Below are 23,010 nucleotides of genomic sequence, written 5' to 3'. Positions count from 1 at the left end.
CTTCCTTTCCGGAAGGCGGCTTTTGCCGTTAAGCACTAGATTTTGCGCTGCCACCAGCGGCGTCTTGCCGGCTGGGCAGGAACGGCCCCGGCAACGCTGGCGCGGCGCTGCCGCCAGGCGAGCACCTCTGCGGTGGCATCACGCAGGGCCGTGATCACCGGAGGTCCGCCCAGCAGCTGGCGCCGCGCCTCGATAATCCGCTGATTGAAATCCTCGATATGCTCGCGCACTGACTTCTCGGTAGGCAAGCGATCCAGGGTCTGCTCCATCTGCTCGTCCTCCACCCGCAAGGTCAGCGCCGGGGGACCCAGGCCGGTGATCTGCTCGCGGCGCATCATCGACTTCAGCCACCAGTCCGGATCGTCATTGCTGGTGATGTGGTCGATCTTCTGCCCGGCCAAGGCCAGATGATCGAAGTCGCCGCGCGCAAAGGCCTCATCGAGCACCGAATTGGCCACCTCCCACGCTTCGTCCTCGGCATGCAGCTGCAGCGGTGTCTTCTGCTTGGCCACCGGTGCCATGCCTGTGGCCTGCGCATACTCGTCCACCGGCAACGGCTCCTCGCTGGCCTTCTCCATCTGATAGCGCGCGGCGTTCAGCGCGGCGTCGTTCTTCTTCGGGCCCTTCATGCTTCCATGATCCCACTTGGCACGCGGCCCGGACAATGATCGCCGGCTCGCAGCGCACCTTGGCCCTGGCAAATCCGCGGCTGGGAGTATGCAGGGGAGGGCCTGTCACTGCGCCGGGGCGCCCCGGACGCTGTAGTAGCGTGGAGGCCATGACTCCAGCACCCACCTACCAGCCGCCTGCAACGGACATCTATGCAAACCGTGGGCGCTGGGCTGGCCACGGGGAGGGAAAGACCGTGGTGGTGACCGGCGCCAACGCGGGGCTCGGATTCTTCGCCAGCCTGGCTCTGGCCGATGCCGGGGCAAGGGTCATCCTCGCCTGCCGCAGCCAAGCGCGGGCTGGGCACGCCATGGAACAGATTTCTGCTCGCGTGCCCCACGCCGATCTGGCCTTCATGCAATTCGACTCTTCCAGCATCGACTCAGCGATAAGCCTGGCCGCAGAACTGCGAACCCGGCCGCTGCACGCACTGATCGCCAACGCTGGGATCATTCGCACCCCCAAGGACCGCCAGCCGGGACTTCTTGGCTACGAGCAGGCCATGAGCACTAATTTCATCGGCCACGCTCGGCTGGTCGGGGAGCTGGCCGAGCACTTCGGCAGCCCGCTGCGCTTTATCGGACTGGGCTCCCTGTCCACCAGGCTGCTGGCCACGGACCATGAGAACCTCGACCTGCACAGGGACTACCACCCCTACCGGGCCTATGCGCAGTCCAAGGCCGCCGTCCAGGCCTTCACCCTGGCCTTGGACCACCGGTTGCGGCAACTGGAATTGCCCGCTCGCTCCTTGGCGATCCACCCCGGCTACTCGATATCCGGATTGACGCCGCAGGTGCCGCAGATCAACGAGCCTGGCTATAGCAAGCGGCTTGCCGGTCAATTGCAGGCCAGTTTCGCGCAGGGCAAACACGAAGGCGCGGTGGCCCTGGTGGAAGCCGCGCTGGCCCCGGGGCTCGAGTCGGCGCCACGCGGCACCTACCTTGGCCCGCGCTACCTCTCCAAAGGCCCAATATCACTGGCCAGACCGGTGAAATCGACTCGGGGCAAAGCCCTGCAAAGCAAAGTGTGGGAGTTGTTTGTGCAAGCGAATGGGGGACTCGATCCGTTTGCGCTGTAGCTCCCGGGTGAGCTTTCACACCTCAAATCTCTAGAGGAATTCGGCAAAATCCGCGGGACGATGCTCTTTTTGTCGCCCACAACTGGTAAGTTCATCACTGATAAGTCCGTGCGACCGTGCGGCATTCGAAGCCTGGAAACAGGTTTTGGATCACTAGTCCAGGAGGACCATACATTGGCTATGAACCGTAGCGAACTTGTTGCAGCCGTTGCAGCGAAGACCGAAAACTCCCAGGTTGCCGTCAACGGTGTTCTGGATGCTGTGTTCGAAGTTTTCGTCGACCAGATTTCCCAGGGCGAGAAGGTCACCATCCCAGGCTGGTTGGCTGTAGAGCGCACCGATCGTGCAGCTCGCACCGGCCGCAACCCACAGACCGGTGAAGCAATCCAGATTCCTGCTGGCCACTCGGTCAAGCTGACAGCTGGTTCGAAGCTGAAGGCTGCTGTTGCCAAGAAGTAAGCTTCTTCAGGCTTGAGCAAGGCCCATCTTCCCTCGACGGGGAGATGGGCCTTGCTGCATTAATGGGCGTATCAGAACTGGTCGTTGAGCTCAAAAATGATGCCGTTAGGCCCAGAAATCTGTAAGAAGATGAAAAAATCCCGGTATTTCGCCTGTTTTCGGGCATTTCGCGGCCCAAGGTTTGATATGTTCTCACTGATAAGTCCGTGCGACCGTGCGGCGTACGAGGCCCGGAACCGGGCTTTGGATCACTAGTCCAGGAGGACCATACATTGGCTATGAACCGTAGCGAACTTGTTGCTGCTGTTGCAGCGAAGACCGAAAACTCCCAGGTTGCCGTCAACGGTGTTCTGGATGCTGTGTTCGAGGTTTTCGTCGACCAGATTTCCAAGGGTGAGAAGGTGTCGATCCCAGGCTGGTTGGCTGTAGAGCGCACCGATCGTGCAGCTCGCACCGGCCGCAACCCACAGACCGGTGAAGCAATCCAGATTCCTGCTGGCCACTCGGTCAAGCTGACCGCTGGTTCGAAGCTGAAGGCTGCTGTTGCCAAGAAGTAAGCTTCTTCAGGCTTGAGCAAGGCCCGATTCTCCGCTGGAACCCTCCGGCGGATGAATCGGGCCTTCCGCTTTTCTGCACGTTTGAGCCGATCTTCTACTTCGCGTAGAATCAGGCGTGCTTGATGATCCACCAGAAGAATAGGCTGAACCCGGTGCCACAGAATCCCGCAACCCGCGTACTGCGCGGCTGGTTGGCGGCGAGCGTGTGCACCTGGACGGCCTTTGCGGCTCACGCCCACAGCGCCCCGACAAGAATGTCGCTGGTTGCAATGGGCCTGATCACCTGCATTTCAGCGGTGATCGCGCTGCTGCTGGTAGGGAAGAAATACAGCTTGTGGGCGACCAGCCTGGTGGTGATCGCCAGCCAGGGCCTATTCCACTTGAGCCTGTCGGTGATGAGCCACGGCGGTTCCGGGGTCTCCGGCATGGAGCACGTGCAGCATACTGGGCGCAGCCTCGAACTGGCACACAACATCAGCGCCCACTACGCCGAGGTGCACACCGAGTCGATGCTCTACGCGCACGTGCTTGCTGCAGTGGTCAGCATTCTCGTGCTCAACCGCGGCGAGCGCCTGCTGGCCCTCTTGGGCTCATACCTCACGCTGTCCTCGGCACGGCGAATTTTTTCGCTCATCCGTGGGCAGGTTCCTGAAACACCGGTGCTTCCGGCCTACTTCCCGCTGCGTTTTCAACTCAAGCTTGCGCAATTGGGACGGCTGCCCGGGCGCCGGGGTCCTCCTTCCTTCGTTCTTGCCGCCTAAGACAATAACGACGTGCCCCCTGAGAGGGGGGATTGGAAGGAAAACAATGAAGAACATGACGCTGCCCAAAATGACCCTGACCCGTCTGGCCGCTGTGATCGCGCTATCGATCTTGGCCCTGTTCACCTCGATGACCGCCGCCTCGGCCCACGACGAGCTGGTCAGCTCCACTCCCAAAGACGGTGCGAGCCTGAAACAAGCGCCCAAAGAGCTGACCCTCGAGTTCTCCGGCGAGCTGCAAACCATGTCCGGCGTGGATTCCACGAAGGTGGTGCTGAAGCAGGACGGCGAGGCCGTCGACGCGTCAGCCGAAACCAAGGGCAAGACCGTGACCGTGACCCCGGCGAAGCCCTTGGAAAGCGGCCAGTACGAGCTGGCCTTCCGCGTGGTCTCCGAGGACGGGCACCCGGTGGAGAACAAGCTGGAGTTCACCGTGAATGCCTCGGCAAAGCCGACCCCATCGATGATAAGCGCACCAAGCGAATCGGCCGCTCCAAGCGAATCGGCACAGCCTAGCGAGAACCCGCTGCAGGATGCGGGCAGCTCGATGAGCCCGGTCATCTGGGTCATTATCGGCGTCGTGGTCCTTGGCGGCGTCATTGGCGTTCTGGCCAAGTTCATGCGCAACACCAAGTAAGCAGCCACTTTATTCCGGTGCGCCCAAGGCCACCGCGGCCTTTGGCGTGCCCGCACATTCTGTGCCCACACCACGAAAGCTTGAGACGATGAAGACTAGAACCATGACCGCATTGCTGCTGAGCTTCGGACTGCTGCTCACCGGTTGCGCGCAAAACGCACCAGCTGCCAGCCAGAGCTCCAAGGCATCGCAGTCCGCTGAGCAAAACAGCACGCAAGCACAGGGGCTTGTGGCCAGCGACACCTGGGCCAAGGCGGCCGAATCAGGGATGAGTGCGGCGTTCGGAACCCTGCACAATTCCGCGGACTTCCCGCTGGAATTGCGCAAGGTGAGCAACGCGCAGGGCGATGAGATCCAGCTGCACGAAATGACCGGCAGCGGGCAGAACATGAGCATGAAACAGCTTGAGGGCGACCTGGTGATCGCTCCCGGAGCCGACGCGGTGCTGGCTCCCGGCGGAAATCACCTGATGTTCATGGATCTGAAAAAGCCGCTGGTCGCCGCCCAAACCACGACGCTGACCCTGCAGTTCTCCGACGGCTCGAGCACCGACATTGATTTCGCGATCCGCAACTTTGATGGCGCCAAGGAAAACTACGATGAGCATGCCGGACATTAATGTTCCCCGCCGCCTGCTGCTGGGCAGCACCGCTGCCGCCGCGGCCGGCGGGCTGCTCACCGGATTTGGCGCTGGCGGCCTGCGCTCCGCCGAAGCGGCAGCTCCAGCGCAAGAGGCTCCTGGCGGCCCGGGGTTCAGGTCGTTCTACGGCCAGTACCAGTCCGGGATTATCGATGCGCAGCAGGAACATGCGGTGTTTGCCGGATGGGATGTGCTCTGGCGCGATGGCTCGCGCAAGCAGCAGCTGCAGGCCCTGCTGCAGATGCTCACCGATGATGCGGCCCGGCTGATGGGCGGGCGGGGAGTGCTGGCCGATACCGAACCGGAGATGGCGCAGCCGCCCAGCGAACTGACGCTGACCGTGGGGCTGGGCCAAAGCCTGCTCGATGTGGCCGGGCGCGGGCGCATCGCGCAGCTGCCGGCCTTTGCCGGCGATGAGCTTGAAGAGCAGTATCAGCAAAGCGACCTGCTGATCCAGTTCTGTTCGCAGGACCCCACGGTGCTGCACCATGCGGTGCGAGCGGTGGCCAAGAACCTCCGCGGGCTGGCCAGGCAGCGCTTTGCGCAGGCTGGCTTCATGCGCCCGATGCCCGGACGGGAAACCTTCAGGAATCTGTTCGGGCAAGTGGACGGGGTCAATAATCCGAAAGACCAGTTGCGCGAGCAGGCGGTATTCGGCGATGGGCAGGACAGCTGGATCGCCAACGGCACCACGCTGGCGCTGCGCCGTTTCGAAATGGACCTGGACCGCTGGGACGAAGTGGATGCCACGGGCCGGGACTTCGCCCTGGGCCGCAGGCAGGCCGATGGCTCGCCGCTCTCGGGCACCAGCGTGGATGATCCGGTGGATCTGGCGGCAGTAAATGACCTGGGCCTGCCGAGCATCGCCGCCAACGCGCACGTGGCCCTGGCCAAGCCGAGCCACGCAGCCGAGAGCATCCATCGCCGGGGCTACAACTTCGATGACGGGCAGCACGCCGGCTTGCTGTTTGCCAGCTACCAGCGCGACTCGGCGACAAGTTTCATTCCGGTGCAGCAACGGCTGGCCGCCGCGGATGCGCTGAACACCTGGCTGAAGCCGGTGGGTTCGGCCCTCTATGCGATCCTTCCGGGGATCGCCGAGGGCGGGTATTTGGGCGAGCAGCTCTTCAGCTAGCCCCGGCCGCTGCCCCGCCATGGTGTGAGATGCACCGTAGCGGGGCAGCGCTGGCACTTCCAGCCTGACGGGGCCGGGCAAAAATGAGATGATAAGAAGGATATGGATACAGCACAGCGCACGGTTTCAGCCACCCGCTTCATCCTGCCCGGACTGCTCGCTTCGGCGGCAGTTTTCCTGGCCGCGGTGATGTTCACCGGCATTGCCCGCCCGGCCGAATTGGCCGACCCGGGAGCCTTTATCCGCTGGAGCCTGCCGATCGCCCGTGCAATCCACCATTCTTCCATGTCAGTGGCCATTTCGGCGCTGATCTTTGCCGCCGCGATCCTGCCGCGCAGCAAAAAAGTCACCCGCGATGTGCAGGGCGCCGATCATCCGGCCTTCAGCCGCGCGATGAACATTGCCGCCTCAGCGGCGGTGCTGTGGACGCTGTCGGCGGCCAGCGTGATGGTGCTGACCTTCTGGGACCTGGCCGGCCTGCCGATCAACTTGGACGCGCAGTATTCAGCGGCGATCCTCGACTACATCCTGTCGATCACCACCGGCCGGGCCTGGGCCTGGATGGTGGTGATCGCCGCGGTGGTCAGCTCGCTGGCCTTGGCGGTGCGATCCAAGACCGGGGTGGGAGCCACCGCGTTCTTCTCGCTGTTCGGCATCCTGCCGCTGGCCTTCATCGGCCATGCCGCCGGGGGAGATGACCACTTTGCCGCGGTGAACTCCATCGGCCTGCACCTGCTGGCCGTGGTCCTGTGGTTTGGCGGCATTATCGTGCTGGCGCTGCTGGCTCCGACACTGGCCGGCGAAGCACCCGGACGCAAGCGCGGCCAGGCGCTCGCCGGAGTGGTGCTGCAACGCTATTCGGCGCTGGCCGCCTTTGTGGTGTTCTTGATGATCGGCTCCGGGCTGGCCTCGGCGGTCATCCGCATCACCAGCTGGGAACAGTGGCTGACCCCCTACGGCACCCTGGTGATCGCCAAGCTGCTGATCACCCTGGCCCTGGGCGCGCTGGGCCTGTGCCACCGGCGCTTTGTGATCCCCAAGCTCCTGGCGGGGCAGTACGGAGCGCTGCGCGCGGCCTGGCAGATCGTGCTCGGGGAGGTCATCCTGATGGGCTCGGTCATGTCGCTGGCCACCGTGCTGGCCCGCACGGCGCCGCCGACCTCCGATGAAGCCCCGGCGCAGACCACACCGGCGCGCTTGCTGACCGGCTACGACCTGCCGCCGGCCCCGGATACCGCCAGCTGGTTCACCACCTGGCGGATGGACTGGATCTGGGTGGCCGTGTGCCTGTTCGGGCTGGCCGCCTACCTCTGGGCGTTCATCACCCTGGCCCGCCGCGGGGACAAGCCCAGCGTGTTGCGCCTGGCCAGCTGGCTTGTCGGCCTGATCGCGCTGTTCTACGTGACCAGCGGCGGCGTGGCGGTGTACGGGAAGATCCAGTTCTCCACCCACATGGTCGACCACATGTCGCTGACCATGATCGTGCCGATCTTCCTGGTGCTCGGCACCCCGATCACCCTGCTGCTGCAGGTGCTGCCGGCGCGCACCGACGACACCCGCGGCCCGCGCGAATGGATCCTCTTCCTGGTGCATTCGCGCTATTCCAAGGTCATCACGCACCCGATTTTCGCGGCCGTGAACTTTGCCGGGTCGATCGTGGTCTTCTACTTCACCCCGATCCTGGAACCGGCCATGCTCTACCACGCGGGCCACGAGCTGATGAACCTGCACTTCCTGCTCACCGGCTACCTCTTTGCGCTCTCGCTGGTGGACGCCGATCCGGTGCCCAAGCGCTACCCCTACCCGATGCGCCTGGTGGTCTTGCTGGCCACCGTCGCCTTCCACGCCTTCTTCGGGGTGGCGCTGATGAGCACCGAAACCCTGCTGGCCCCGGACTACTTCGGCAATATGGGCCGCACCTGGGGCGGCAGCGCGCTGGAAGACCAGGTGGTGGGGGCCGGGGCGATGTGGGCCATCGGCGAGGTGCCCACCCTGGTGCTGGCCATTTTTGTGGTCCTCTCCTGGCTCAAGCAGGACAAAAAAGACACCAAGCGCTATGACCGGCAGGCAGATCGCGACAACGACGCCGAGCTGGAAGCCTACAACGCGATGTTCGCCCGCTACCAGCAGGCCGATAAGAGGAACCCGAATGCCTAAGAAAATGACTGTGGCCCTGGCCCTGTGCGCTGCGCTGGCCCTGAGCGGCTGCTCGTCCACCCAGGCGCAAATGCCGCAGGACCAGACCCACAAGAAGGCCGCCGAGGCCACCGCCAGCCCGAGCCCCAGCGAATCCGCACGCCAGTTGACCACCGCCGAGGTGGCCACCACCGCCGGCGCGGTGCTCGCCACCGAGCTGGGCTTCCCGAACAGCGCCAAGATCCAGGGCAAGGACCTTGAAGCGCTGGCCACGCCGCCCACCGATACGCTCAAGGACATTGTGGTGCTGCCGGCGCAGTGCTCGGCCCCGATCAACGACCTGAACTGGTCGCCGGTGCAATTGGGCACCGAAGCGGCGCGCACCGATTTCACCAATGAGAACCAGTCCATCACCGGTTCGGTGGAAGTGGCGAAGCTGGGTGCAAATGGCGCAGCCGCGGTTGACTCGCACAACAAGAATGTGCGCACCATCGTGGAGCAGTGCAAGTCCGCGAAGCTCAACGGCATGGACTACACCGAAACCCTGAAGTTCTCCGATCCGCAGGTGGACTCCGTGGATTCGGCCCTGTACTACAGCCGCGATGGGCAGTACGCACAGAATTCGCTGGTGCTGATCAAGAAGACCAAGCAGTATGCGGTGATGGTCTCCTTTGTGGCCGGCAGCTCGCTGGCCGACGAAAAGTTCAACAAGGTGGCCACCAGCGTGATGGATGCGGCCATCGCCCAGCTGCCCTAGCGGAATAGAAGCCGGGTGGCACCTGTTGCACCTCAATGTTCCTTAACACCGTTTAGTACTGCCCCGGACCGTGGCCGATAATGAAGTTCTAACTGCCGAGCCACGGCAATTGCGAAAGGATGACCATGAGCGCAACAGAATCGGTCCGCGCCAACTACAAGGTGCGCGCCAGCGAACTGCTGGGCCGCAACTGGCTGAATACCGGCGGCAAGCAGCTGGACCTTGAAGCACTGCGCGGCAAGATCGTGCTCCTGGACTTCTGGACCTTCTGCTGCATCAACTGCCTGCACGTGCTGGACGAGCTGCGCCCGCTCGAGGAGCAGTACTCGGATGTGCTGGTCACCGTGGGCGTGCACTCGCCAAAATTCGAGCACGAAGCGGACCCGGATGCGCTGGCCGCGGCCGTGGAACGCTATGAAATCCATCACCCGGTGCTCGATGACCCGGAGCTGGTCACCTGGCAGGCCTACGGCGCCCGCGCCTGGCCGACCCTGGTGGTTTTGGATCCCGAAGGCTACATCGTCGCGCACCTGTCCGGCGAGGGCCACGCCCAGGGCCTGGGCTCGCTGGTGGATGAACTGATCGCCGAACACGAAGCCAAGGGCACCTTGCATCGCGGCAATGGACCGTACGTCGCCCCGGAAGCCCGCGAGGGCGACCTGCGCTTCCCGGGCAAGGCCATCGCCCTGGACAACGGCAACTTCCTGGTGGGCGACTCTGGCCACCACCGCCTGGTGGAGCTGGACGCGGACTTCTCGGTGGTGCGCACCATCGGCTCGGGCGCCAAGGGCTACGCCGATGGCGACGCCGGCACCGCCCAGTTCAACGAGCTGCAGGGCCTGGCCGCGCTGCCTGCGGAACTGGCCGCGGAGGTGGGCTACGACGTGATCGTCGCCGACACCGTCAACCACCGGCTGCGCTCGGTCAACCTGGCCACCGGCCAGGTGGGCACCGTGGCCGGCAACGGCGTGCAGCGCCTGCTGGATTCGGACAACGCGCGCCAGGAAACCCAGCCCACCGATTTGGGCACCGATGCGCTGAATATTTCGCTGTCCTCCCCATGGGATGTGCTCTACCACCCATCGGGCAAGGTCATCATCGCGATGGCCGGAACCCACCAGATCTTCGCCTTCGACCCGCGCACTACCGCGGTCTCGGTCTTCGCCGGCACCGGCCTGGAGGGCCTGAACGACGGCACGCCGGATGAGGCCTGGTTCGCCCAGTCCTCGGGCCTGGCGCTCTCCGGCGAGAACGTGTGGATCGCCGACTCGGAAACCAGCGCGCTGCGCTGGATCGAGGTCCAGGACGGCGAGGCGAAGAGCGTGAACACCGCGATCGGCACCGGGCTGTTCGACTTCGGCTTCCGCGATGGAGCCGCCGAGCAGGCCCGCCTGCAGCACCCGCTGGGCGTGGCGGTGTTGCCTGATGGCTCGATCGCGATTGCCGACTCCTACAACGGGGCGGTGCGCCGTTTCGACCCGGCCACCAAGACGGTGTCCACCCTGGCCAAGGGCCTGAAGGAGCCAGCCGATGTGCTGGTGGATACCTCCGTGGACGGGGACCCAGTGCTGCTGGTCGTGGAGACCAACACCCATCAGCTGGTGCGCATCCCGATCCCTGCCGAGGCATTGGTCGTCGATGAGGGCGCCAGCCAGACCCAGCGCCCGAAGACCCGCGTGCAGGCCGGCAACCACGAGATCCTGGTGCGCTTTGCCGCTCCGAAGGGGCAGAAGCTCGATGACCGCTGGGGCGACCCGACCCAGTTGAAGATCTCGGCCAGCCCCGAAGAGCTGATCCTGGAAGGCGGGGGCACCTCGGTGGGCCTGACCCGCACCCTGGTGCTCAACCCCGAGGTTTCCGAGGGCGTGCTGCACATTACCGCTCGTGCCGCGGCCTGCGATGGCGAGCCGGGCGGCGAGATCCCGGATCACGCGGCCTGCCACCTGTACCAGCAGGACTGGGGCATTCCGGTGCTGCTCGATGCCCAGGGCGAGAACGAGCTGCTGCTCGACCTTCGCGGCGTGAACTAGCCGCGGAGGCCAGGGAAGCGCGCAACCCGCAGCGGGGAATGCAGAGGAAACCTCAGCATTCCCCGCTGTGCCGCACTAGACTGTAGTGCGGGAGGCACCGGAGGGATCCGGCGAGAGCTTATGGCAGTGAAAATGTTCCGGGCATTGGAAATACCCAACTACCGGTTGTGGATCATCGGCGCCCTGGTCTCGAATATCGGCACCTGGATGCAGCGCGTAGCCCAGGACTGGCTGGTGCTGACCGAACTGACCAACCATGACGCGGTAGCCACCGGAATCACCACGGGCCTGCAATTCCTGCCCGTCCTGCTCCTGGCACCCTATGCCGGGCTGATCGCCGACAGGTTCAACAAGCGCCGGCTGCTGATGGCGACCCAGAGCTTCATGGGGCTGTGCGCACTGCTCCTGGGGCTGCTGGTCGTCACGGATTCGGCAGAACTCTGGCACGTCTACGTGCTGGCCGGGCTGCTGGGCATCGGCGTCTCCTTTGACGCCCCGGCCCGCCAGGCCTTCGTCTCCGAGGTGGTTCCCGGAAGCCACCTGGCCAACGCGGTGGCGCTGAACAGCGCCAACTTCAACCTGGCCCGCCTGGCCGGCCCCGGCATTGCCGGCGTGGTGATCGCACTGGTGGGCACCGGCCCGGCGTTTTTGCTCAACGGCGCCTCATTCCTGGCGGTGATCAGCTCGCTAGTATTCATGCGCAAGGACGCCCTGCATCCCACCACTCCGGTGGCCCGGGCCAAGGGGCAGGTGCGTGAGGGGTTCAGCTATGTCAGAAGCCGCAAGGACCTGGTGCTGATCTTCTTCCTGGCCTTCATCATCGGCACCTTCGGGCTGAATTTCCAGCTGACCAATGCGCTGATGGCCACCGAGGTCTATGGGGTGGGCGCAGGGGAGTACGGCATCCTGGGCAGCATCATGGCGGTGGGAACCTTTGCCGGGGCGCTGCTGGCGGCGCGGCGTTCGGCCCCGCGCTGGCGTTTCCTGATCGGCGGCGGGGTGTTCTTCGGCTGCGCGGCCCTGGCCAGCGCCTGGATGCCGAACTACCTGCTTTTCGCCCTCATGCTCATCCCGGTGGGACTGGGAGCGCTGACCTTCTTGAACAGCTGCAACACCATGGTGCAGATGTCGGTGCCCGGGCAATACCGGGCCCGGGTGCTGGCGTTGTACCTGATGGTGGTGCAGGGCGGGACGCCGATCGGCTCGCCCCTGGTGGGCTGGTTCGCCGAGCTCTTCGGCACGCAGATCGCCGTGTCCATTGGCGCGGTGCTGTCCCTGGTGGCGAGCTTGCTGGCGCTGTTCTTGTGGCAGAGGTTCAAGACCAATGCGGTGCCGCTGCGCAGCCAGTTCCGCGAACTGCTCGGCCGATAAGCTCCCGGCCGCAAGAACTCTACTGTGCGGGCTGTTCGCCGCCGGCCACCGGAACCACGGAGACTTCGGTGGTGCTGGTGGTCAGCTCCGCGGTGAAGGAATAGGTGTCCTTGATGGTCTTCTTTTCCTTCACCCCGGTGCGCAGATCCTGCTCGGTCAGCGTCAGATTGGCGGTGGTTGTCAGCGGGGAGAGCACCCACGCGCCGTTGTAGTAGCTGACATCGATCTTCGGGTATTTGGCGATGTCCCACTTGATGGTGGAGGAATCAACGCGCGCCGAGGTGTTGTAGGCGAAGGGGCAGCCCGAAGGCATCAAGACCTGCTGGCTGGCGCATCCGTCCAGGTATTTCTTGACCTTGGAGTTGATCGCGGAGACAAAGGCCTTGGTCGGCTGCGTCTTCAACGCGATCTCCACTGGCTCCTTGGCAGGCTGGGTGACCACGACACCGCGGGTATCGGCGGCAAAATTCTTGGTGCTGAAGCTTGCATCCAGCACCGAGGGATAGAAGACCGGCAGGGAACTGACACCGGCCTCCAACGGGATCTTCTGCTCGTTGACGGCCACCTCATTGACCGTGTTGGCCTTGATCTTCACGCTGGGCAGGGTGGAGGGTTCGAACTCCCACTCATCGAAGAAGAACCAGGACTTGCCGGCATGGCGCAGCGTGTAGGTGGACTGCTGGTCCACGCCCGTGGCCTTGTAATGCGCGGTCACGGTGCGCAGCTCGCTGTCTCCGTCCACCGGCTGCGGCTTGTCGGTGCTGAAGTCCGTGATGCCTGACTGGGTGCGCTTGAGCACCTCGCCGTCCAGCGCTACCGCATCGCCCTTCGGCACCCTGGCCTGCATCAGCCCCAGGGCCTTGGCGCCCTGGCCGTCGGCGAGGTAGCTCTGCAGGACCTTGACCTCGTGCGCAGGGGAGAACAGGGTGCGATTAGCGATTATCACGCCGGCAACAGCCAGAACGAGCACTGCCACCGCGGCAAGGGCCCAGCGAAGGGCCAGGCGGGTGGCGGCGATCGGCGTGGAGTTAGGAGTCTTCATCAGTAGCTAGGCTATCTGGTTTCGGGCTCCAGACTGTAACCGGCAGGTCAAAAACGGCGGGTCTTCTCAACGGCGGCGGCGCTTTCGGTTGCCGAACATTCCGCGCAGCAACTCGCGCCCAATCATCGATGCGGCATCCAAGGCCATGTCCATCATCGGGTTCGGCTGTGCCGGGGCCTGCCGCTCGCGAGGCGCTTCGGCCCGCTGCGCGCCAGCCGGTGCCTCAGCCGGTTGCTGCGGCGTCGCCGTAGCAGCGGGGGCGGCCTTGGCTTCCAGCAATTCCCGGGCTGATTCGCGGTCCACGGCGGTGGCGTACCGCGAAGCCAGCGGGGAGGCCGACAGATTCTCTTCCAGCACCTGCGGCGATGCCGGGCCGATGGTGGATCCTGGCGAGGACATCCTGGTCCATGCCACCGGGGTGGGTGCGCCCTTGTCGCCGAGCACGGTAATCACCGCTTCGCCCACGCCAGCCTGGGTCAGCGCCTCTTGCAGGTCCACGCCGTTGACCGGGAAGGTCTTGATGATCTCCTTGAGCGCGCTCTGGTCCTTGGCGGTGAAAACGCGCACCGCATGCTGGATGCGGTTGCCCAGCTGGCCCAGCACCTCATCGGGCAGATCGGTGGGGGACTGGGTGATGAAGAACAGGCCCACTCCCTTGGAACGGATCAGGCGCACGGTGTTGATGATCGCGTCGGTGAACGCCTTGGTGGCGTCCTTGAACAAGAGGTGTGCTTCGTCAAGGAAGAACACCAGCTTCGGCTTGTCCAGGTCGCCGGCTTCGGGCAGGTCCTCGAACAGGTCCGCGAGCAGCCACATCAGGAAGGTGGAGAACAGCATCGGCTGCTGGTTCACCGAAGGCAGTTCCAGCACGTTGATCACGCCGCCGGTTTCGCGCACTTGCAAGAAATCGGCGGTGTCGAATTCCGGCTGCCCGAAGAACTGGTCCAGTCCCTGGGATTGCATGATCGTGATGCCACGCAGGATGACCGATGCGGTCGCCGCGCTCACCCCGCCCAGGCCCTTCAGCGCTTCGGCGCCCTGGTCGCTGACCAGGAAGCTGATGACCGATTTGACGTCGTTGAGGTCATCGAGCGGAAGCTTGTTGGTGTCGGCATAGTGGAAAATCAGCTGCAGGCATTCTTCCTGGGTTTCGTTCAGCTCCAGGACGCGGGCCAGCAGGATCGGGCCAAAGGCATCGACGCTGGCGCGCACCGGGGTGCCGTGGGCCCCTTCGCCCAGCGAGAGGAACTCCACCGGGTTGGCGCGGGGAGAAAATTCCTTGCCGAGTTCGGCCAAGCGGGCGGTGAGCTTTTCCGAGCCTTCGGCGCTTTGGGCCAGTCCGGAGAGATCACCCTTGATGTCGGCGAGGAATACCGGAACACCGGCCTTGCTCAGCTGCTCTGCCATCAGCTGCAAAGTGACCGTCTTGCCGGTGCCGGTAGCACCGGCGACTAAGCCGTGGCGGTTGAGCATTTTCAGCGGCAAGCGGATCGGCGCGGTGGGCTCCGGCTTGCCGTCAATCAGGGCTGCGCCCAGATCGAGGCTCTCTCCTTGGAAGTTGTAGCCTTCGATGAGGCCTGCCAGCAATGCATTTGTATCCTGGGTCATAGCGCTACTCTATGCTTTCTAGAACGGGTGCAAAAGACGTTGGACGAAGGCTTGTGTGCGGGGATTTGCCGGCGTGGACAGAACCTGGGCAGCGTTTCCGGTCTCCACGACCACTCCGCCATCCATGAAGACGACGGTATCGGCCACATCCCGGGCGAAGGCCAGCTCGTGGGTCACCAGCACCATGGACCATCCCTCCTGGGCCAGTTCCTTGATGACGCTGAGCACTTCGCCAACAAGTTCGGGATCCAGCGCACTGGTCGGCTCGTCGAAGAGCAGCAGGTCGGGTTGCTGCATCAGCGCGCGGACAATGCCTACGCGCTGCTGCTGTCCGCCGGAGAGCGAGTTCGGGTAGGCCTCGGCCTTGGAGCCCAGCCCCACGCGATCCAGGAGCTTGCGCGCTTCTGGCAGCACCTGGTCGCGCGGGCGCTTTTGGACTTCGATCGGCCCAATGCTGACATTTTGCAGCACCGTCAGGTGCGGGAAGAGATGGTGCCCTTGGAAAACCATGGCTGAACGATCGCGCAGCACCTGCGCTGATTTTGGCTTGGTTGTGGCATCGAAGCTCACCGCCGGGCCGCCTTCAAAGCCGACGGTTCCCGCATCCGCGATCTCCAGCCCATTCAGGCAGCGCAGTGCGGTGGTCTTTCCAGAACCGGAGGGGCCGATCAAGGCCACGACTTCGCCGGAGTGCACGGAAAAATCGATGCCCTTCAGCACCTGGTTCTCGCCGAAAGCCTTGTGCAGGCCGGTGACGCTGAGCAAGGTTGTGCTACTTGGCGACATACTTTTCCAGCTTTCCTTCAACAGAGTTCTGCAGCGCAGAGAGCAACAGGCAAATGATCCAGTAGATCGCGGCCGCTTCGCAGTACAGGAGCATGAACTCGTAGGTCGAGGCCGTGATCTCCTGGGCCTTGCGGAACATTTCGGTGACCAGAATGGTCGAGGCCAACGAGGTGTCCTTCACCAATGAGATGAAGGAATTGGACAGAGGAGGAATCGCCACGCGGGTGGCCTGCGGAAGGATCAACCGGTACAGGCTGCGCGTGCGCGACATGCCCAGGGTGTATCCGGCTTCCCACTGTCCGGCCGGGACCGAGAGGATCGCGGCGCGGATAATTTCGGCGGCATAGCCGCCGATGTTCAGGCTGAAGGCAATGATCGCACTGGGCCAGGGATCAATGGTGATTCCCAGGCTGGGCATGCCGTAGAAGATGACAAACAACTGCACGAGCAGGGGAGTGCCGCGAACAATCGAAATGTAGACCCGGGCGATGCCCGAGAGCGCCGGGTTTTTGCTGATGCGCATCAGCGCCATCAGCAAGGCGATCGCCAGTCCGAGGGCAAAGCTGATCAGCGCCAGCGGAATGGTTGCCGTGATTGCGCCTTTGGCCAGGGGCCAGAGCGAATCGATGAATAACTGCCAATTCGAATCCATAAGCTACCTTTGAGACAAACGAGACTGGCCCCACGCTGGAGACGTGTGGAGCCAGTCTACTGTTTCACCAGGGATGGTACCGGTTATTTGCTGATGTCCTCGCCGAAGTACTTTTCAGAGATCGATGCCAGTTCGCCATCGGCACGCAGCTCGTCCAGGGCGCCATCGATCGCTTCTTGCAGATCCTCCGAGCCCTTGCGCAGGGTGACTGCCGATTCGCTCTTGTCCTCGGATTCGGCGGCGATCTTGATGCTGTCATCCGGATTGGTCTTCTGTGCATCCAGGAAGGTCAGCTTGTCATTGACGGTGGCATCCACTCGACCCTGCTTGAGCAGGGTGACCGACTGGGCCCACCCCTCCACCGGCTCGATGGTGGCTCCAGCGGCCTTGGCTGCCTCATAGAAGCTGCTGGTCAGCGACTGCGCGGTCTTCTTGCCCTTGAGCGAGTCGAAGGAGGTGATGTCGGTGTTGTCGCTCTTGGTGACAACGACGCCCTCGGAAACGGTGTATGGCTTGGAGAAAAGGTACTTCTCTTCGCGTTCCGGGGTAATGGCCACCTGGTTGGCGATCACGTCAAAGCGTCCGGCATCCAAGCCGGCAAAAATCGCGTCCCACTGGGTTTCCTGGAACTTGACCTCAACACCCATCTTTTCGCCGACGGCCTTGATGACCTCAACGTCGTAGCCGGTCAGCTCGCTGCCTTCATGGAAGGAAAAGGGGCGGTAGGTTCCCTCGGTGCCGACGGTCAGCACGCCGGCGTCCTTGACCTTTTGCAGGGCTGAATCGCTCTGCTCGGACGAGGAGGAGCCAGCGGTGCCGCTAGATGAACCGCAGGCGCTCAAAGATAGGGCAAGAATTGCGGCGGTAGCCAGCAGTGGAACGGTGCGCTTCATGGTGACCTCATTCAAAAGGGGGTGATTATGCTCTAGTCCTAACAACAGTCTAGAGACATCCGCTTATTCCGAAGCTCAAAAGTTACACTAAATTCCCAGCATGACGGCCAGCAACATCATCAGCGGTATCGCGCAGATGGTCGTGATGAGCACCGTATCCTTGGCCACGGTCACCCCGTGGTTGTAGCGCGAGGCGGTCACGAAGATATTTTGCGCGGTCGGCAGGCCGGCCATGATCACTGAAGCGACCAGCATTTCTCCGCGCAGCCCGAAGGCCAGATAGGCCAGCACCCAGGCCAGCGCCGGGTGGATGACCAGTTTTGCAGCCGTTCCGATGAGCACATCGGCGCGTCGGCCGGACTTCTTCTCCAGCGGCCTGGACCCCACCAGCGAGATGCCGAAGGCCATCAGCATGCATGGAATCGAGGCGCCGGCAATCAGATCGATTGGTTCAAGCACGATCGAGGGCAGGCTGAAGCCGGTCAGCGCAACGACGAGGCCAAGCATGGAGCCGATGATCATCGGGTTTTTCGCGGTGGCCACCAGCAGTGCCAGCGGCGTGGTGCGGTGGCGCGAGGTGGTGGCATCCAGCATCGCCAAATTGATCGGCTGGTACAGCGCCAGCTGGAACAAGATGATGGGTGCGGCAAAAGACGCATCGCCAAGGACATAGAGGGCGATCGGCAGCCCGAGGTTGGCCGAGTTCACCGTGGACGCGGACATCGCGGCAATGATCCGCTCCGAAGCCGAGCGCTTCAGCCAGCGCGCCGTCGCCAGGTAGTAGACCAGGGCAGTGAGCGCAGCGGAGATGGCGGCCACCCACAACAGCGGGCCCAGCACGGCGACGGGATCGGACTCGGCCAAGGTGGTGAACAACAGGGCCGGGCTGGCAATGAAGAAGGTGACCCGGCTCAGGACATTGCGCCCCTGTTCGCCCAGCACCCCGGTGCGCCCAACCAGATATCCAACGGCGATCACCACCCAGATGATGGAGAAGCCTTCGAGGACTCCGGTCATCATGCTCCTTGGGCGTTGGCCTGGTAAAACGAAAACGTCGGGGCACCTGGTGGTACCCCGACGTCAGTGCGAGCGGGCGACGGGAATCGAACCCGCGTATCGAGCTTGGGAAGCTAGCGCTCTACCATTGAGCTACGCCCGCAGGTGCACCGAGCGGCCTAATGACGGCTCGGGCAACAATCAGCATATCCCACGAATTCGACCGACCGGTAAACGGCGCGGATAATCGTGCGGAAAGTTACGCCTGGCCTTCGGATTTCTGCTTCAGCAGCTGCTGCTGCAAGATGGCCACGCCATCTGCGGGTACCTCGAAGCTCAGCTCATCGCCCGGGTTCACTACGAATCCGGTGTTCTCCAGTGCGCGCACCACGGTGGCTCCTTGGACCTTGACGCCAAATGGCGCCTGGTCGATGTAGCTGGACGGAATGCGTTCCAGGGTGGTGAACAGTGCCACCACGGCCTCGCCGGTCGGGTTGGTCAGCAGCATCGGCTGGGCGTTCTTGTTCTCTTCGGTGACCTCTTCGCGGGAGAGGAAGTACACCTCGGCGCTCATGAAGGCGCCAATGACGGAACCGGACAACTCAGGCTTGTTTAGACCGGCCTGCAGCATCATTTCGAAGTGCGTTTTAGGCTTGGCACGGTGCTGGTCCATGGGCGTCTCGATGATCGCATCCGGGATTTGTGTCGGATTCTGGCCATCGTGCGCAGCTGGGGTGTTCTCGGTGCTCATGTACTCCAGCATGTCGCGATAAAGCCTCAGGTGCAAACGGCGAATGCGGGAAAATCGGGGTAAAGGCCTAAAATGGCAGATGAGCATCCACGATTGAATCAAGGACAGAGCATGCCTGAATTCCGTTATGAGGATCTTCTGCCTATTGGCGAAGATACAACCCCATACCGCAAGATTTCCTCCGAAGGCGTCGAGGTCGTCGCCGGCCCGGATGGGAAGAACTTCCTCAAGGTCGCACCAGATGCCTTGGAGCAGCTGGCCGAAACCGCACTGCACGACATCTCGCACTACCTGCGCCCAGCCCACCTGCAGCAGCTGCGCAACATCCTCGACGATGAGGAAGCCAGCCCGAACGACAAGTTCGTTGCACTGGATCTGCTGAAGAACGCCAACATCGCAGCCGGCGGCATCCTGCCGATGTGCCAGGACACCGGCACCGCGATCGTGATGGGCAAGCGCGGCCAGCGCGTCCTGTCCGAAGAGCAGGATGAAATCTCGCTCTCGCGCGGCATCTACAACGCCTACACCAAGCTGAACCTGCGCTACTCGCAGCTGGCACCGATCACCACCTGGGAAGAGAAGGCCACCGGCAACAACCTCCCGGCGCAGATCGACCTGTACGCGAACACCAAGGACGGCGCTGACACCAGCTACAAGTTCCTGTTCATGGCCAAGGGCGGCGGATCGGCCAACAAGTCCTTCCTGTACCAGGAGACCAAGGCCATCCTCAACGAGAACTCGATGCTGAAGTTCCTCGACGAGAAGCTGCGCTCGCTGGGCACCGCGGCCTGCCCTCCGTACCACCTGTCCATCGTCATCGGCGGCACCAGTGCCGAAATGGCGCTGAAGACCGCAAAGTACGGTTCAGCCAAATACCTGGACTCGCTGCCTACCGAAGGGGCGATGACCGGCCGCGGTTTCCGCGACACCGAGCTGGAAGAAAAGGTCCTCGAATTGACCCGCCACTTCGGCATCGGCGCGCAATTCGGCGGCAAGTACTTCTGCCACGACGTGCGCGTGGTGCGCTTGCCTCGCCACGGTGCTTCGATGCCAGTGGCCATCGCAGTATCCTGCTCGGCTGACCGCCAGATGCTGGCGAAGATCACCGAAGAGGGCCTGTTCGTGGAGCAGCTGGAAACCGATCCGGCCCGTTTCATGCCAGAAGAAAACCACCCGGCCTTGGCCGCCCACGACGATGAAACCGACGGCGTCACCGGCACCGGTGGCAGCTCCGTGGTGAAGATCGACCTGAACAAGCCAATGGATGAGATCCTGGCCGAACTGACCAAGTTCCCGGTCAAGACCCGCCTGTCGCTAACCGGCCCATTGGTGGTTGCCCGCGATATCGCTCACGCCAAGATCAAGGAACGCCTGGACGCCGGCGAAGAGATGCCGCAGTACCTCAAGGACCACCCGGTCTACTACGCAGGTCCGGCGAAGACCCCGGAAGGCATGCCTTCGGGCTCCTTCGGCCCGACCACGGCAGGGCGCATGGATTCCTATGTGGACCAGTTCCAGGCAGCCGGAGGCTCGATGGTCATGCTGGCCAAGGGCAACCGTTCCAAGCAGGTCACCGATGCGTGCAACACCCACGGCGGCTTCTACCTTGGTTCCATTGGCGGCCCAGCCGCACGCCTGGCCCAGGATTGCATCAAGAAGGTCGAAATCCTCGAATACGAGGAATTGGGCATGGAAGCCATTTGGAAGATCGAAGTCGAGGACTTCCCGGCCTTCATCGTCGTTGACGACAAGGGCGAGGACTTCTTTGCCGAGACCTTGAAGCCGACCTTCACCGGCATCCCGGTACGCGCAAAGTAGATTTCGGCGTTCTGGACGGGGGCTGCCAGCGGTTATCGCAACCGCTGGCAGCCCCTGTGCAATTCCTAGCCGATGCACAGGCTGCGGCGGGGGATAAAAGCCTGAATACCGGGGGCTGCTTCGGTAGAATTCATGGTGCTTCGCATGCGCTGGATGCATTACCGGGATGAAGGGCAGGACTGTGAGACGGCTACTGGTCGTGAATGTGCTGCTGGGCATCCCCGGAATTATCTACTATTGGATGCTGAGCCTCATGGTGCTTGCCGACCCGCTGACCACATGGGGGAGGGCAGCCCGGGACCTCTATGAGGCCCACTCGTTCTTGCCTGTCCAGGTAGTGCTCGGCCCGCCACTGGCCATCGGAACCATGATCTGGGTGCTGTCCAACGTGAACCTGATCTACCGCAGGAAGCGCGCAGGCGCCTGCCAGAAAACCAGCGGCAAGTACTTGCACTGGGGCATTGCGCTGGCGGCCTCGTTGATTCCGACCGCAGTGTTTCTGGGTATTGCAGCGTTCTTCTAGGCTGCCTTATTTTTCTGTGAAGCCGAAGCCCCAGTCACGGTAGGGCGGCAGGAAGCGCAGGACCAGAAGGTCGTCTTCCTTCATCACGCCGTGGCCAGCCTTCTGGGCGTCCTTATCGGATTCCTTGTCGGCTTCCTTGTCGGCTTTTTTCGAGCCGGCTTCTTCCTTCGGTGCTTCCAGCGACTTTCTGAGCATCTGGAAGTAGTCTTCATAGGTCTCTGCGCCAGATTCAGCCAAGGCCTTGGCATGATCCTTGCCGATGTAGCGCACATGCCATGGCTCGTATTTGTAGCCGGTGATCTCTTCTTTGCCCTGCGGGTAGCGGATGATCAGGCCGTAATCCCCGGCATGCTCGGCAATCCAGATGCCTGCGGGAGTTTGGCCGAATTCTTCCTTCAGCTCAGCCCGGCTGTTGGTGTATCCCAGGTCTGCTGCCAGCCCGAGCTGGTGCTCGCTGGTTCCGGGGCGTGCCGAAATGCGTTCAGCATAAGCCGTCCCGTACTTCGCTTGATATTGGCTGAACAGGGCCGCTTGGCGTTGATATGAGCGGTAGGCACTAAGCAGCTTGATGGAGTGCCCGGCAGCGCGGGCATCAGCGATGAGGTCCTCGACGGCTTCTGCGGCTTCGGGGCGCAAGGTCAGCCCGGTGCCGCCAACACCCACCAGGTTGGCCGGGGTGTAATCCTCAGGCGACAGCTTGGTGGTTGGATTGATAAGGGCCAGCATGCTCGACGCATCTGAAAGCTGGGAGCTTTCAACGGCAGGCAGGTCTTTGGCTGGCGCGGCCAGCGCAGCCGGAACTGCACAGAGCAGCAGTGCCGCGGAAAGAACGGAGCTGGTCAGCGCGGAGGCTAGACGCATGATGTGATGAACCCTTGTGTTGCGAAGTGATGATGAAGGGGGCAAACCCCAATCCCACGATAGCTGGAATTGCTGGGGAAGTAATGGGAATTGCGTCACGGCCGTGGTGAACAAATGATGACTTTCCGTGGATTGACTGTCCATTTCAAACAAGAAAACCTACATATTTCTTCGAAGAGTTCAACGATTGGGCATTCTCACGATAAATTTGAAGGCGTGTTGTATTCAGATGGTGACATTCGTCGAGAAATAGCGTCCGGGGAGATTGGGCTTGAGCCCTTTGAACCGAATATGGTCCAGCCCGCATCAGTGGACGTTCGTATTGACCGGTTCTTCCGGCTCTTCGACAACCACAAATATGCGCACATCGATCCATCGGTGGAACAAGATGAGCTCACCCGATTGGTCGAGGTTGACCCGGACGAGCCTTTCATTCTGCACCCCGGCGAATTTGTGCTCGGCTCGACCTACGAAGTTGTGACCCTCGGGCACTCCATCGCAGCGCGGTTGGAAGGCAAGAGCTCGCTCGGCCGTCTCGGATTGCTGACCCACTCCACAGCAGGCTTCATCGATCCTGGCTTCTCGGGCCACGTGACCTTGGAACTTTCCAACATGGCCACCTTGCCAATCAAGCTCTGGCCGGGATCGAAGATCGGCCAGCTGTGCTTCTTCAAGCTGACCTCAGCCACCGAGCACCCTTATGGTTCTGGCCCCTATGGAAACCGGTACCAGGGCCAGCGTGGCCCCACGGCGTCGCGCAGCCACCTGAACTTCCATCGCACGAACATCGAAAGCTGAACACAATAATGGGTCGGCCCCCGCGGGGGCCGACCCATTGTGCTATCTGCTT

General features: G+C 62.8%; 23 protein-coding genes and 1 tRNA gene. 14 read left to right on the top strand and 10 right to left on the bottom strand.

Going from position 1 to position 23,010, the window contains the following annotated elements; all coding sequences use genetic code 11:
• Nucleotides 1–35: 35 nt before the first annotated feature.
• The gene (locus AOZ07_RS13330) at nucleotides 36–629 is read right to left on the bottom strand and encodes a DnaJ family domain-containing protein (protein WP_060702422.1); all 594 of its coding nucleotides are present in this window, start codon (nucleotides 627–629) and stop codon (nucleotides 36–38) included.
• 149 nt (nucleotides 630–778) lie between these two features.
• Here AOZ07_RS13330 and AOZ07_RS13325 point away from each other — a divergent pair, with 149 nt between their 5' ends.
• The 11 genes from AOZ07_RS13325 (at nucleotide 779) to AOZ07_RS13275 (ending at nucleotide 12,230) form a co-directional block, all read left to right on the top strand.
• Nucleotides 779–1,747: an SDR family NAD(P)-dependent oxidoreductase gene (locus AOZ07_RS13325; protein WP_060702421.1), complete on the top strand. Its 969-nt coding sequence runs from the start codon at nucleotides 779–781 to the stop codon at nucleotides 1,745–1,747.
• Between the two features lie 174 nt (nucleotides 1,748–1,921).
• Complete coding sequence (locus tag AOZ07_RS13320; protein WP_028268375.1) at nucleotides 1,922–2,206, top strand: HU family DNA-binding protein; 285 nt, start codon at nucleotides 1,922–1,924, stop codon at nucleotides 2,204–2,206.
• A gap of 272 nt (nucleotides 2,207–2,478) precedes the next feature.
• On the top strand, nucleotides 2,479–2,763 hold the full coding sequence (locus AOZ07_RS13315) for an HU family DNA-binding protein (protein ID WP_013349906.1): 285 nt from the start codon (nucleotides 2,479–2,481) through the stop codon (nucleotides 2,761–2,763).
• A 152-nt stretch (nucleotides 2,764–2,915) separates the two neighbouring features.
• On the top strand, nucleotides 2,916–3,524 hold the full coding sequence (locus tag AOZ07_RS13310) for a hypothetical protein (protein ID WP_194943672.1): 609 nt from the start codon (nucleotides 2,916–2,918) through the stop codon (nucleotides 3,522–3,524).
• Between the two features lie 55 nt (nucleotides 3,525–3,579).
• Nucleotides 3,580–4,161, top strand: a complete 582-nt coding sequence (locus AOZ07_RS13305) for a copper resistance CopC family protein (RefSeq protein WP_194943671.1) — start codon at nucleotides 3,580–3,582, stop codon at nucleotides 4,159–4,161.
• 88 nt (nucleotides 4,162–4,249) lie between these two features.
• Nucleotides 4,250–4,780 (top strand): copper chaperone PCu(A)C, encoded by a 531-nt coding sequence (locus AOZ07_RS13300; protein ID WP_084793260.1) that lies wholly within the window; start codon nucleotides 4,250–4,252, stop codon nucleotides 4,778–4,780.
• The gene (locus AOZ07_RS13295; protein WP_060702418.1) at nucleotides 4,761–5,936 is read left to right on the top strand and encodes a Dyp-type peroxidase; all 1,176 of its coding nucleotides are present in this window, start codon (nucleotides 4,761–4,763) and stop codon (nucleotides 5,934–5,936) included. Before AOZ07_RS13300 ends, AOZ07_RS13295 begins: the two co-directional genes overlap by 20 nt.
• A gap of 102 nt (nucleotides 5,937–6,038) precedes the next feature.
• The gene (locus tag AOZ07_RS13290) at nucleotides 6,039–8,093 is read left to right on the top strand and encodes a bifunctional copper resistance protein CopD/cytochrome c oxidase assembly protein (protein WP_060702417.1); all 2,055 of its coding nucleotides are present in this window, start codon (nucleotides 6,039–6,041) and stop codon (nucleotides 8,091–8,093) included.
• Nucleotides 8,086–8,829, top strand: a complete 744-nt coding sequence (locus AOZ07_RS13285; RefSeq protein WP_060702416.1) for a hypothetical protein — start codon at nucleotides 8,086–8,088, stop codon at nucleotides 8,827–8,829. Before AOZ07_RS13290 ends, AOZ07_RS13285 begins: the two co-directional genes overlap by 8 nt.
• Before the next feature lie 125 nt (nucleotides 8,830–8,954).
• Nucleotides 8,955–10,859, top strand: a complete 1,905-nt coding sequence (locus AOZ07_RS13280) for an NHL domain-containing thioredoxin family protein (RefSeq protein ID WP_060703467.1) — start codon at nucleotides 8,955–8,957, stop codon at nucleotides 10,857–10,859.
• Nucleotides 10,860–10,979: 120 nt separating this feature from the next.
• Nucleotides 10,980–12,230 (top strand): MFS transporter, encoded by a 1,251-nt coding sequence (locus AOZ07_RS13275; RefSeq protein WP_236995190.1) that lies wholly within the window; start codon nucleotides 10,980–10,982, stop codon nucleotides 12,228–12,230.
• A 19-nt stretch (nucleotides 12,231–12,249) separates the two neighbouring features.
• Here the strand turns inward: AOZ07_RS13275 and AOZ07_RS13270 are convergent, their stop codons facing one another.
• The 8 genes from AOZ07_RS13270 to AOZ07_RS13235 form a co-directional block, all read right to left on the bottom strand.
• On the bottom strand, nucleotides 12,250–13,272 hold the full coding sequence (locus tag AOZ07_RS13270) for a hypothetical protein (RefSeq protein ID WP_060702414.1): 1,023 nt from the start codon (nucleotides 13,270–13,272) through the stop codon (nucleotides 12,250–12,252).
• A gap of 66 nt (nucleotides 13,273–13,338) precedes the next feature.
• The gene (locus AOZ07_RS13265; RefSeq protein WP_060702413.1) at nucleotides 13,339–14,880 is read right to left on the bottom strand and encodes a helicase HerA-like domain-containing protein; all 1,542 of its coding nucleotides are present in this window, start codon (nucleotides 14,878–14,880) and stop codon (nucleotides 13,339–13,341) included.
• 18 nt (nucleotides 14,881–14,898) lie between these two features.
• Complete coding sequence (locus AOZ07_RS13260) at nucleotides 14,899–15,666, bottom strand: amino acid ABC transporter ATP-binding protein (RefSeq protein WP_060702412.1); 768 nt, start codon at nucleotides 15,664–15,666, stop codon at nucleotides 14,899–14,901.
• Nucleotides 15,653–16,318, bottom strand: coding sequence for an amino acid ABC transporter permease (locus AOZ07_RS13255; RefSeq protein ID WP_060702411.1), 666 nt, complete (start codon nucleotides 16,316–16,318; stop codon nucleotides 15,653–15,655). Before AOZ07_RS13255 ends, AOZ07_RS13260 begins: the two co-directional genes overlap by 14 nt.
• Nucleotides 16,319–16,401: 83 nt before the next feature.
• Nucleotides 16,402–17,211 carry an amino acid ABC transporter substrate-binding protein gene (locus AOZ07_RS13250; RefSeq protein ID WP_060702410.1) on the bottom strand — a complete coding sequence of 270 codons (810 nt, stop codon included), beginning with the start codon at nucleotides 17,209–17,211 and terminating at the stop codon, nucleotides 16,402–16,404.
• Nucleotides 17,212–17,298: 87 nt separating this feature from the next.
• Nucleotides 17,299–18,228, bottom strand: coding sequence for an AEC family transporter (locus tag AOZ07_RS13245; RefSeq protein WP_060702409.1), 930 nt, complete (start codon nucleotides 18,226–18,228; stop codon nucleotides 17,299–17,301).
• Between the two features lie 71 nt (nucleotides 18,229–18,299).
• Nucleotides 18,300–18,370 (bottom strand) — tRNA-Gly (locus AOZ07_RS13240).
• Nucleotides 18,371–18,466: 96 nt separating this feature from the next.
• Nucleotides 18,467–18,958 carry an SseB family protein gene (locus AOZ07_RS13235; RefSeq protein ID WP_060702408.1) on the bottom strand — a complete coding sequence of 164 codons (492 nt, stop codon included), beginning with the start codon at nucleotides 18,956–18,958 and terminating at the stop codon, nucleotides 18,467–18,469.
• A gap of 111 nt (nucleotides 18,959–19,069) precedes the next feature.
• Here AOZ07_RS13235 and AOZ07_RS13230 point away from each other — a divergent pair, with 111 nt between their 5' ends.
• Nucleotides 19,070–20,776 (top strand): fumarate hydratase, encoded by a 1,707-nt coding sequence (locus tag AOZ07_RS13230; protein ID WP_060702407.1) that lies wholly within the window; start codon nucleotides 19,070–19,072, stop codon nucleotides 20,774–20,776.
• A gap of 181 nt (nucleotides 20,777–20,957) precedes the next feature.
• Nucleotides 20,958–21,299, top strand: a complete 342-nt coding sequence (locus AOZ07_RS13225; protein WP_194943669.1) for a hypothetical protein — start codon at nucleotides 20,958–20,960, stop codon at nucleotides 21,297–21,299.
• Nucleotides 21,300–21,305: 6 nt separating this feature from the next.
• Here the strand turns inward: AOZ07_RS13225 and AOZ07_RS13220 are convergent, their stop codons facing one another.
• Nucleotides 21,306–22,160: a M15 family metallopeptidase gene (locus AOZ07_RS13220; protein WP_060702405.1), complete on the bottom strand. Its 855-nt coding sequence runs from the start codon at nucleotides 22,158–22,160 to the stop codon at nucleotides 21,306–21,308.
• A gap of 216 nt (nucleotides 22,161–22,376) precedes the next feature.
• Between AOZ07_RS13220 and dcd the strand changes: the two genes are divergently transcribed.
• Entirely contained in the window at nucleotides 22,377–22,958 is a 582-nt protein-coding gene (dcd, locus tag AOZ07_RS13215; protein WP_060702404.1) for a dCTP deaminase, read from the top strand.
• The last annotated feature ends 52 nt before the right edge of the window (nucleotides 22,959–23,010 follow it).

It is taken from the genome of Glutamicibacter halophytocola (genome assembly GCF_001302565.1).
Lineage (GTDB): Bacteria > Actinomycetota > Actinomycetes > Actinomycetales > Micrococcaceae > Glutamicibacter > Glutamicibacter halophytocola.
The sequence above is the reverse complement of the archived record's forward strand: the minus strand, read 5'-3'. Positions and strand labels throughout refer to the sequence as shown.

Coding starts and splice junctions, on each gene's coding strand:
- AOZ07_RS13325 (WP_060702421.1), top strand. CDS start 779: ATGACTCCAGCACCCACCTACCAGCCGCCTGCAACGGACATCTATGCA.
- AOZ07_RS13235 (WP_060702408.1), bottom strand. CDS start 18,958: ATGAGCACCGAGAACACCCCAGCTGCGCACGATGGCCAGAATCCGACA.
- AOZ07_RS13330 (WP_060702422.1), bottom strand. CDS start 629: ATGAAGGGCCCGAAGAAGAACGACGCCGCGCTGAACGCCGCGCGCTAT.
- AOZ07_RS13295 (WP_060702418.1), top strand. CDS start 4,761: ATGAGCATGCCGGACATTAATGTTCCCCGCCGCCTGCTGCTGGGCAGC.
- AOZ07_RS13245 (WP_060702409.1), bottom strand. CDS start 18,228: ATGACCGGAGTCCTCGAAGGCTTCTCCATCATCTGGGTGGTGATCGCC.
- AOZ07_RS13270 (WP_060702414.1), bottom strand. CDS start 13,272: ATGAAGACTCCTAACTCCACGCCGATCGCCGCCACCCGCCTGGCCCTT.
- AOZ07_RS13290 (WP_060702417.1), top strand. CDS start 6,039: ATGGATACAGCACAGCGCACGGTTTCAGCCACCCGCTTCATCCTGCCC.
- AOZ07_RS13220 (WP_060702405.1), bottom strand. CDS start 22,160: ATGCGTCTAGCCTCCGCGCTGACCAGCTCCGTTCTTTCCGCGGCACTG.
- AOZ07_RS13260 (WP_060702412.1), bottom strand. CDS start 15,666: ATGTCGCCAAGTAGCACAACCTTGCTCAGCGTCACCGGCCTGCACAAG.
- AOZ07_RS13250 (WP_060702410.1), bottom strand. CDS start 17,211: ATGAAGCGCACCGTTCCACTGCTGGCTACCGCCGCAATTCTTGCCCTA.
- AOZ07_RS13275 (WP_236995190.1), top strand. CDS start 10,980: ATGGCAGTGAAAATGTTCCGGGCATTGGAAATACCCAACTACCGGTTG.
- AOZ07_RS13255 (WP_060702411.1), bottom strand. CDS start 16,318: ATGGATTCGAATTGGCAGTTATTCATCGATTCGCTCTGGCCCCTGGCC.
- AOZ07_RS13280 (WP_060703467.1), top strand. CDS start 8,955: ATGAGCGCAACAGAATCGGTCCGCGCCAACTACAAGGTGCGCGCCAGC.
- AOZ07_RS13265 (WP_060702413.1), bottom strand. CDS start 14,880: ATGACCCAGGATACAAATGCATTGCTGGCAGGCCTCATCGAAGGCTAC.
- AOZ07_RS13300 (WP_084793260.1), top strand. CDS start 4,250: ATGAAGACTAGAACCATGACCGCATTGCTGCTGAGCTTCGGACTGCTG.
- AOZ07_RS13230 (WP_060702407.1), top strand. CDS start 19,070: ATGCCTGAATTCCGTTATGAGGATCTTCTGCCTATTGGCGAAGATACA.
- AOZ07_RS13285 (WP_060702416.1), top strand. CDS start 8,086: ATGCCTAAGAAAATGACTGTGGCCCTGGCCCTGTGCGCTGCGCTGGCC.
- AOZ07_RS13305 (WP_194943671.1), top strand. CDS start 3,580: ATGACGCTGCCCAAAATGACCCTGACCCGTCTGGCCGCTGTGATCGCG.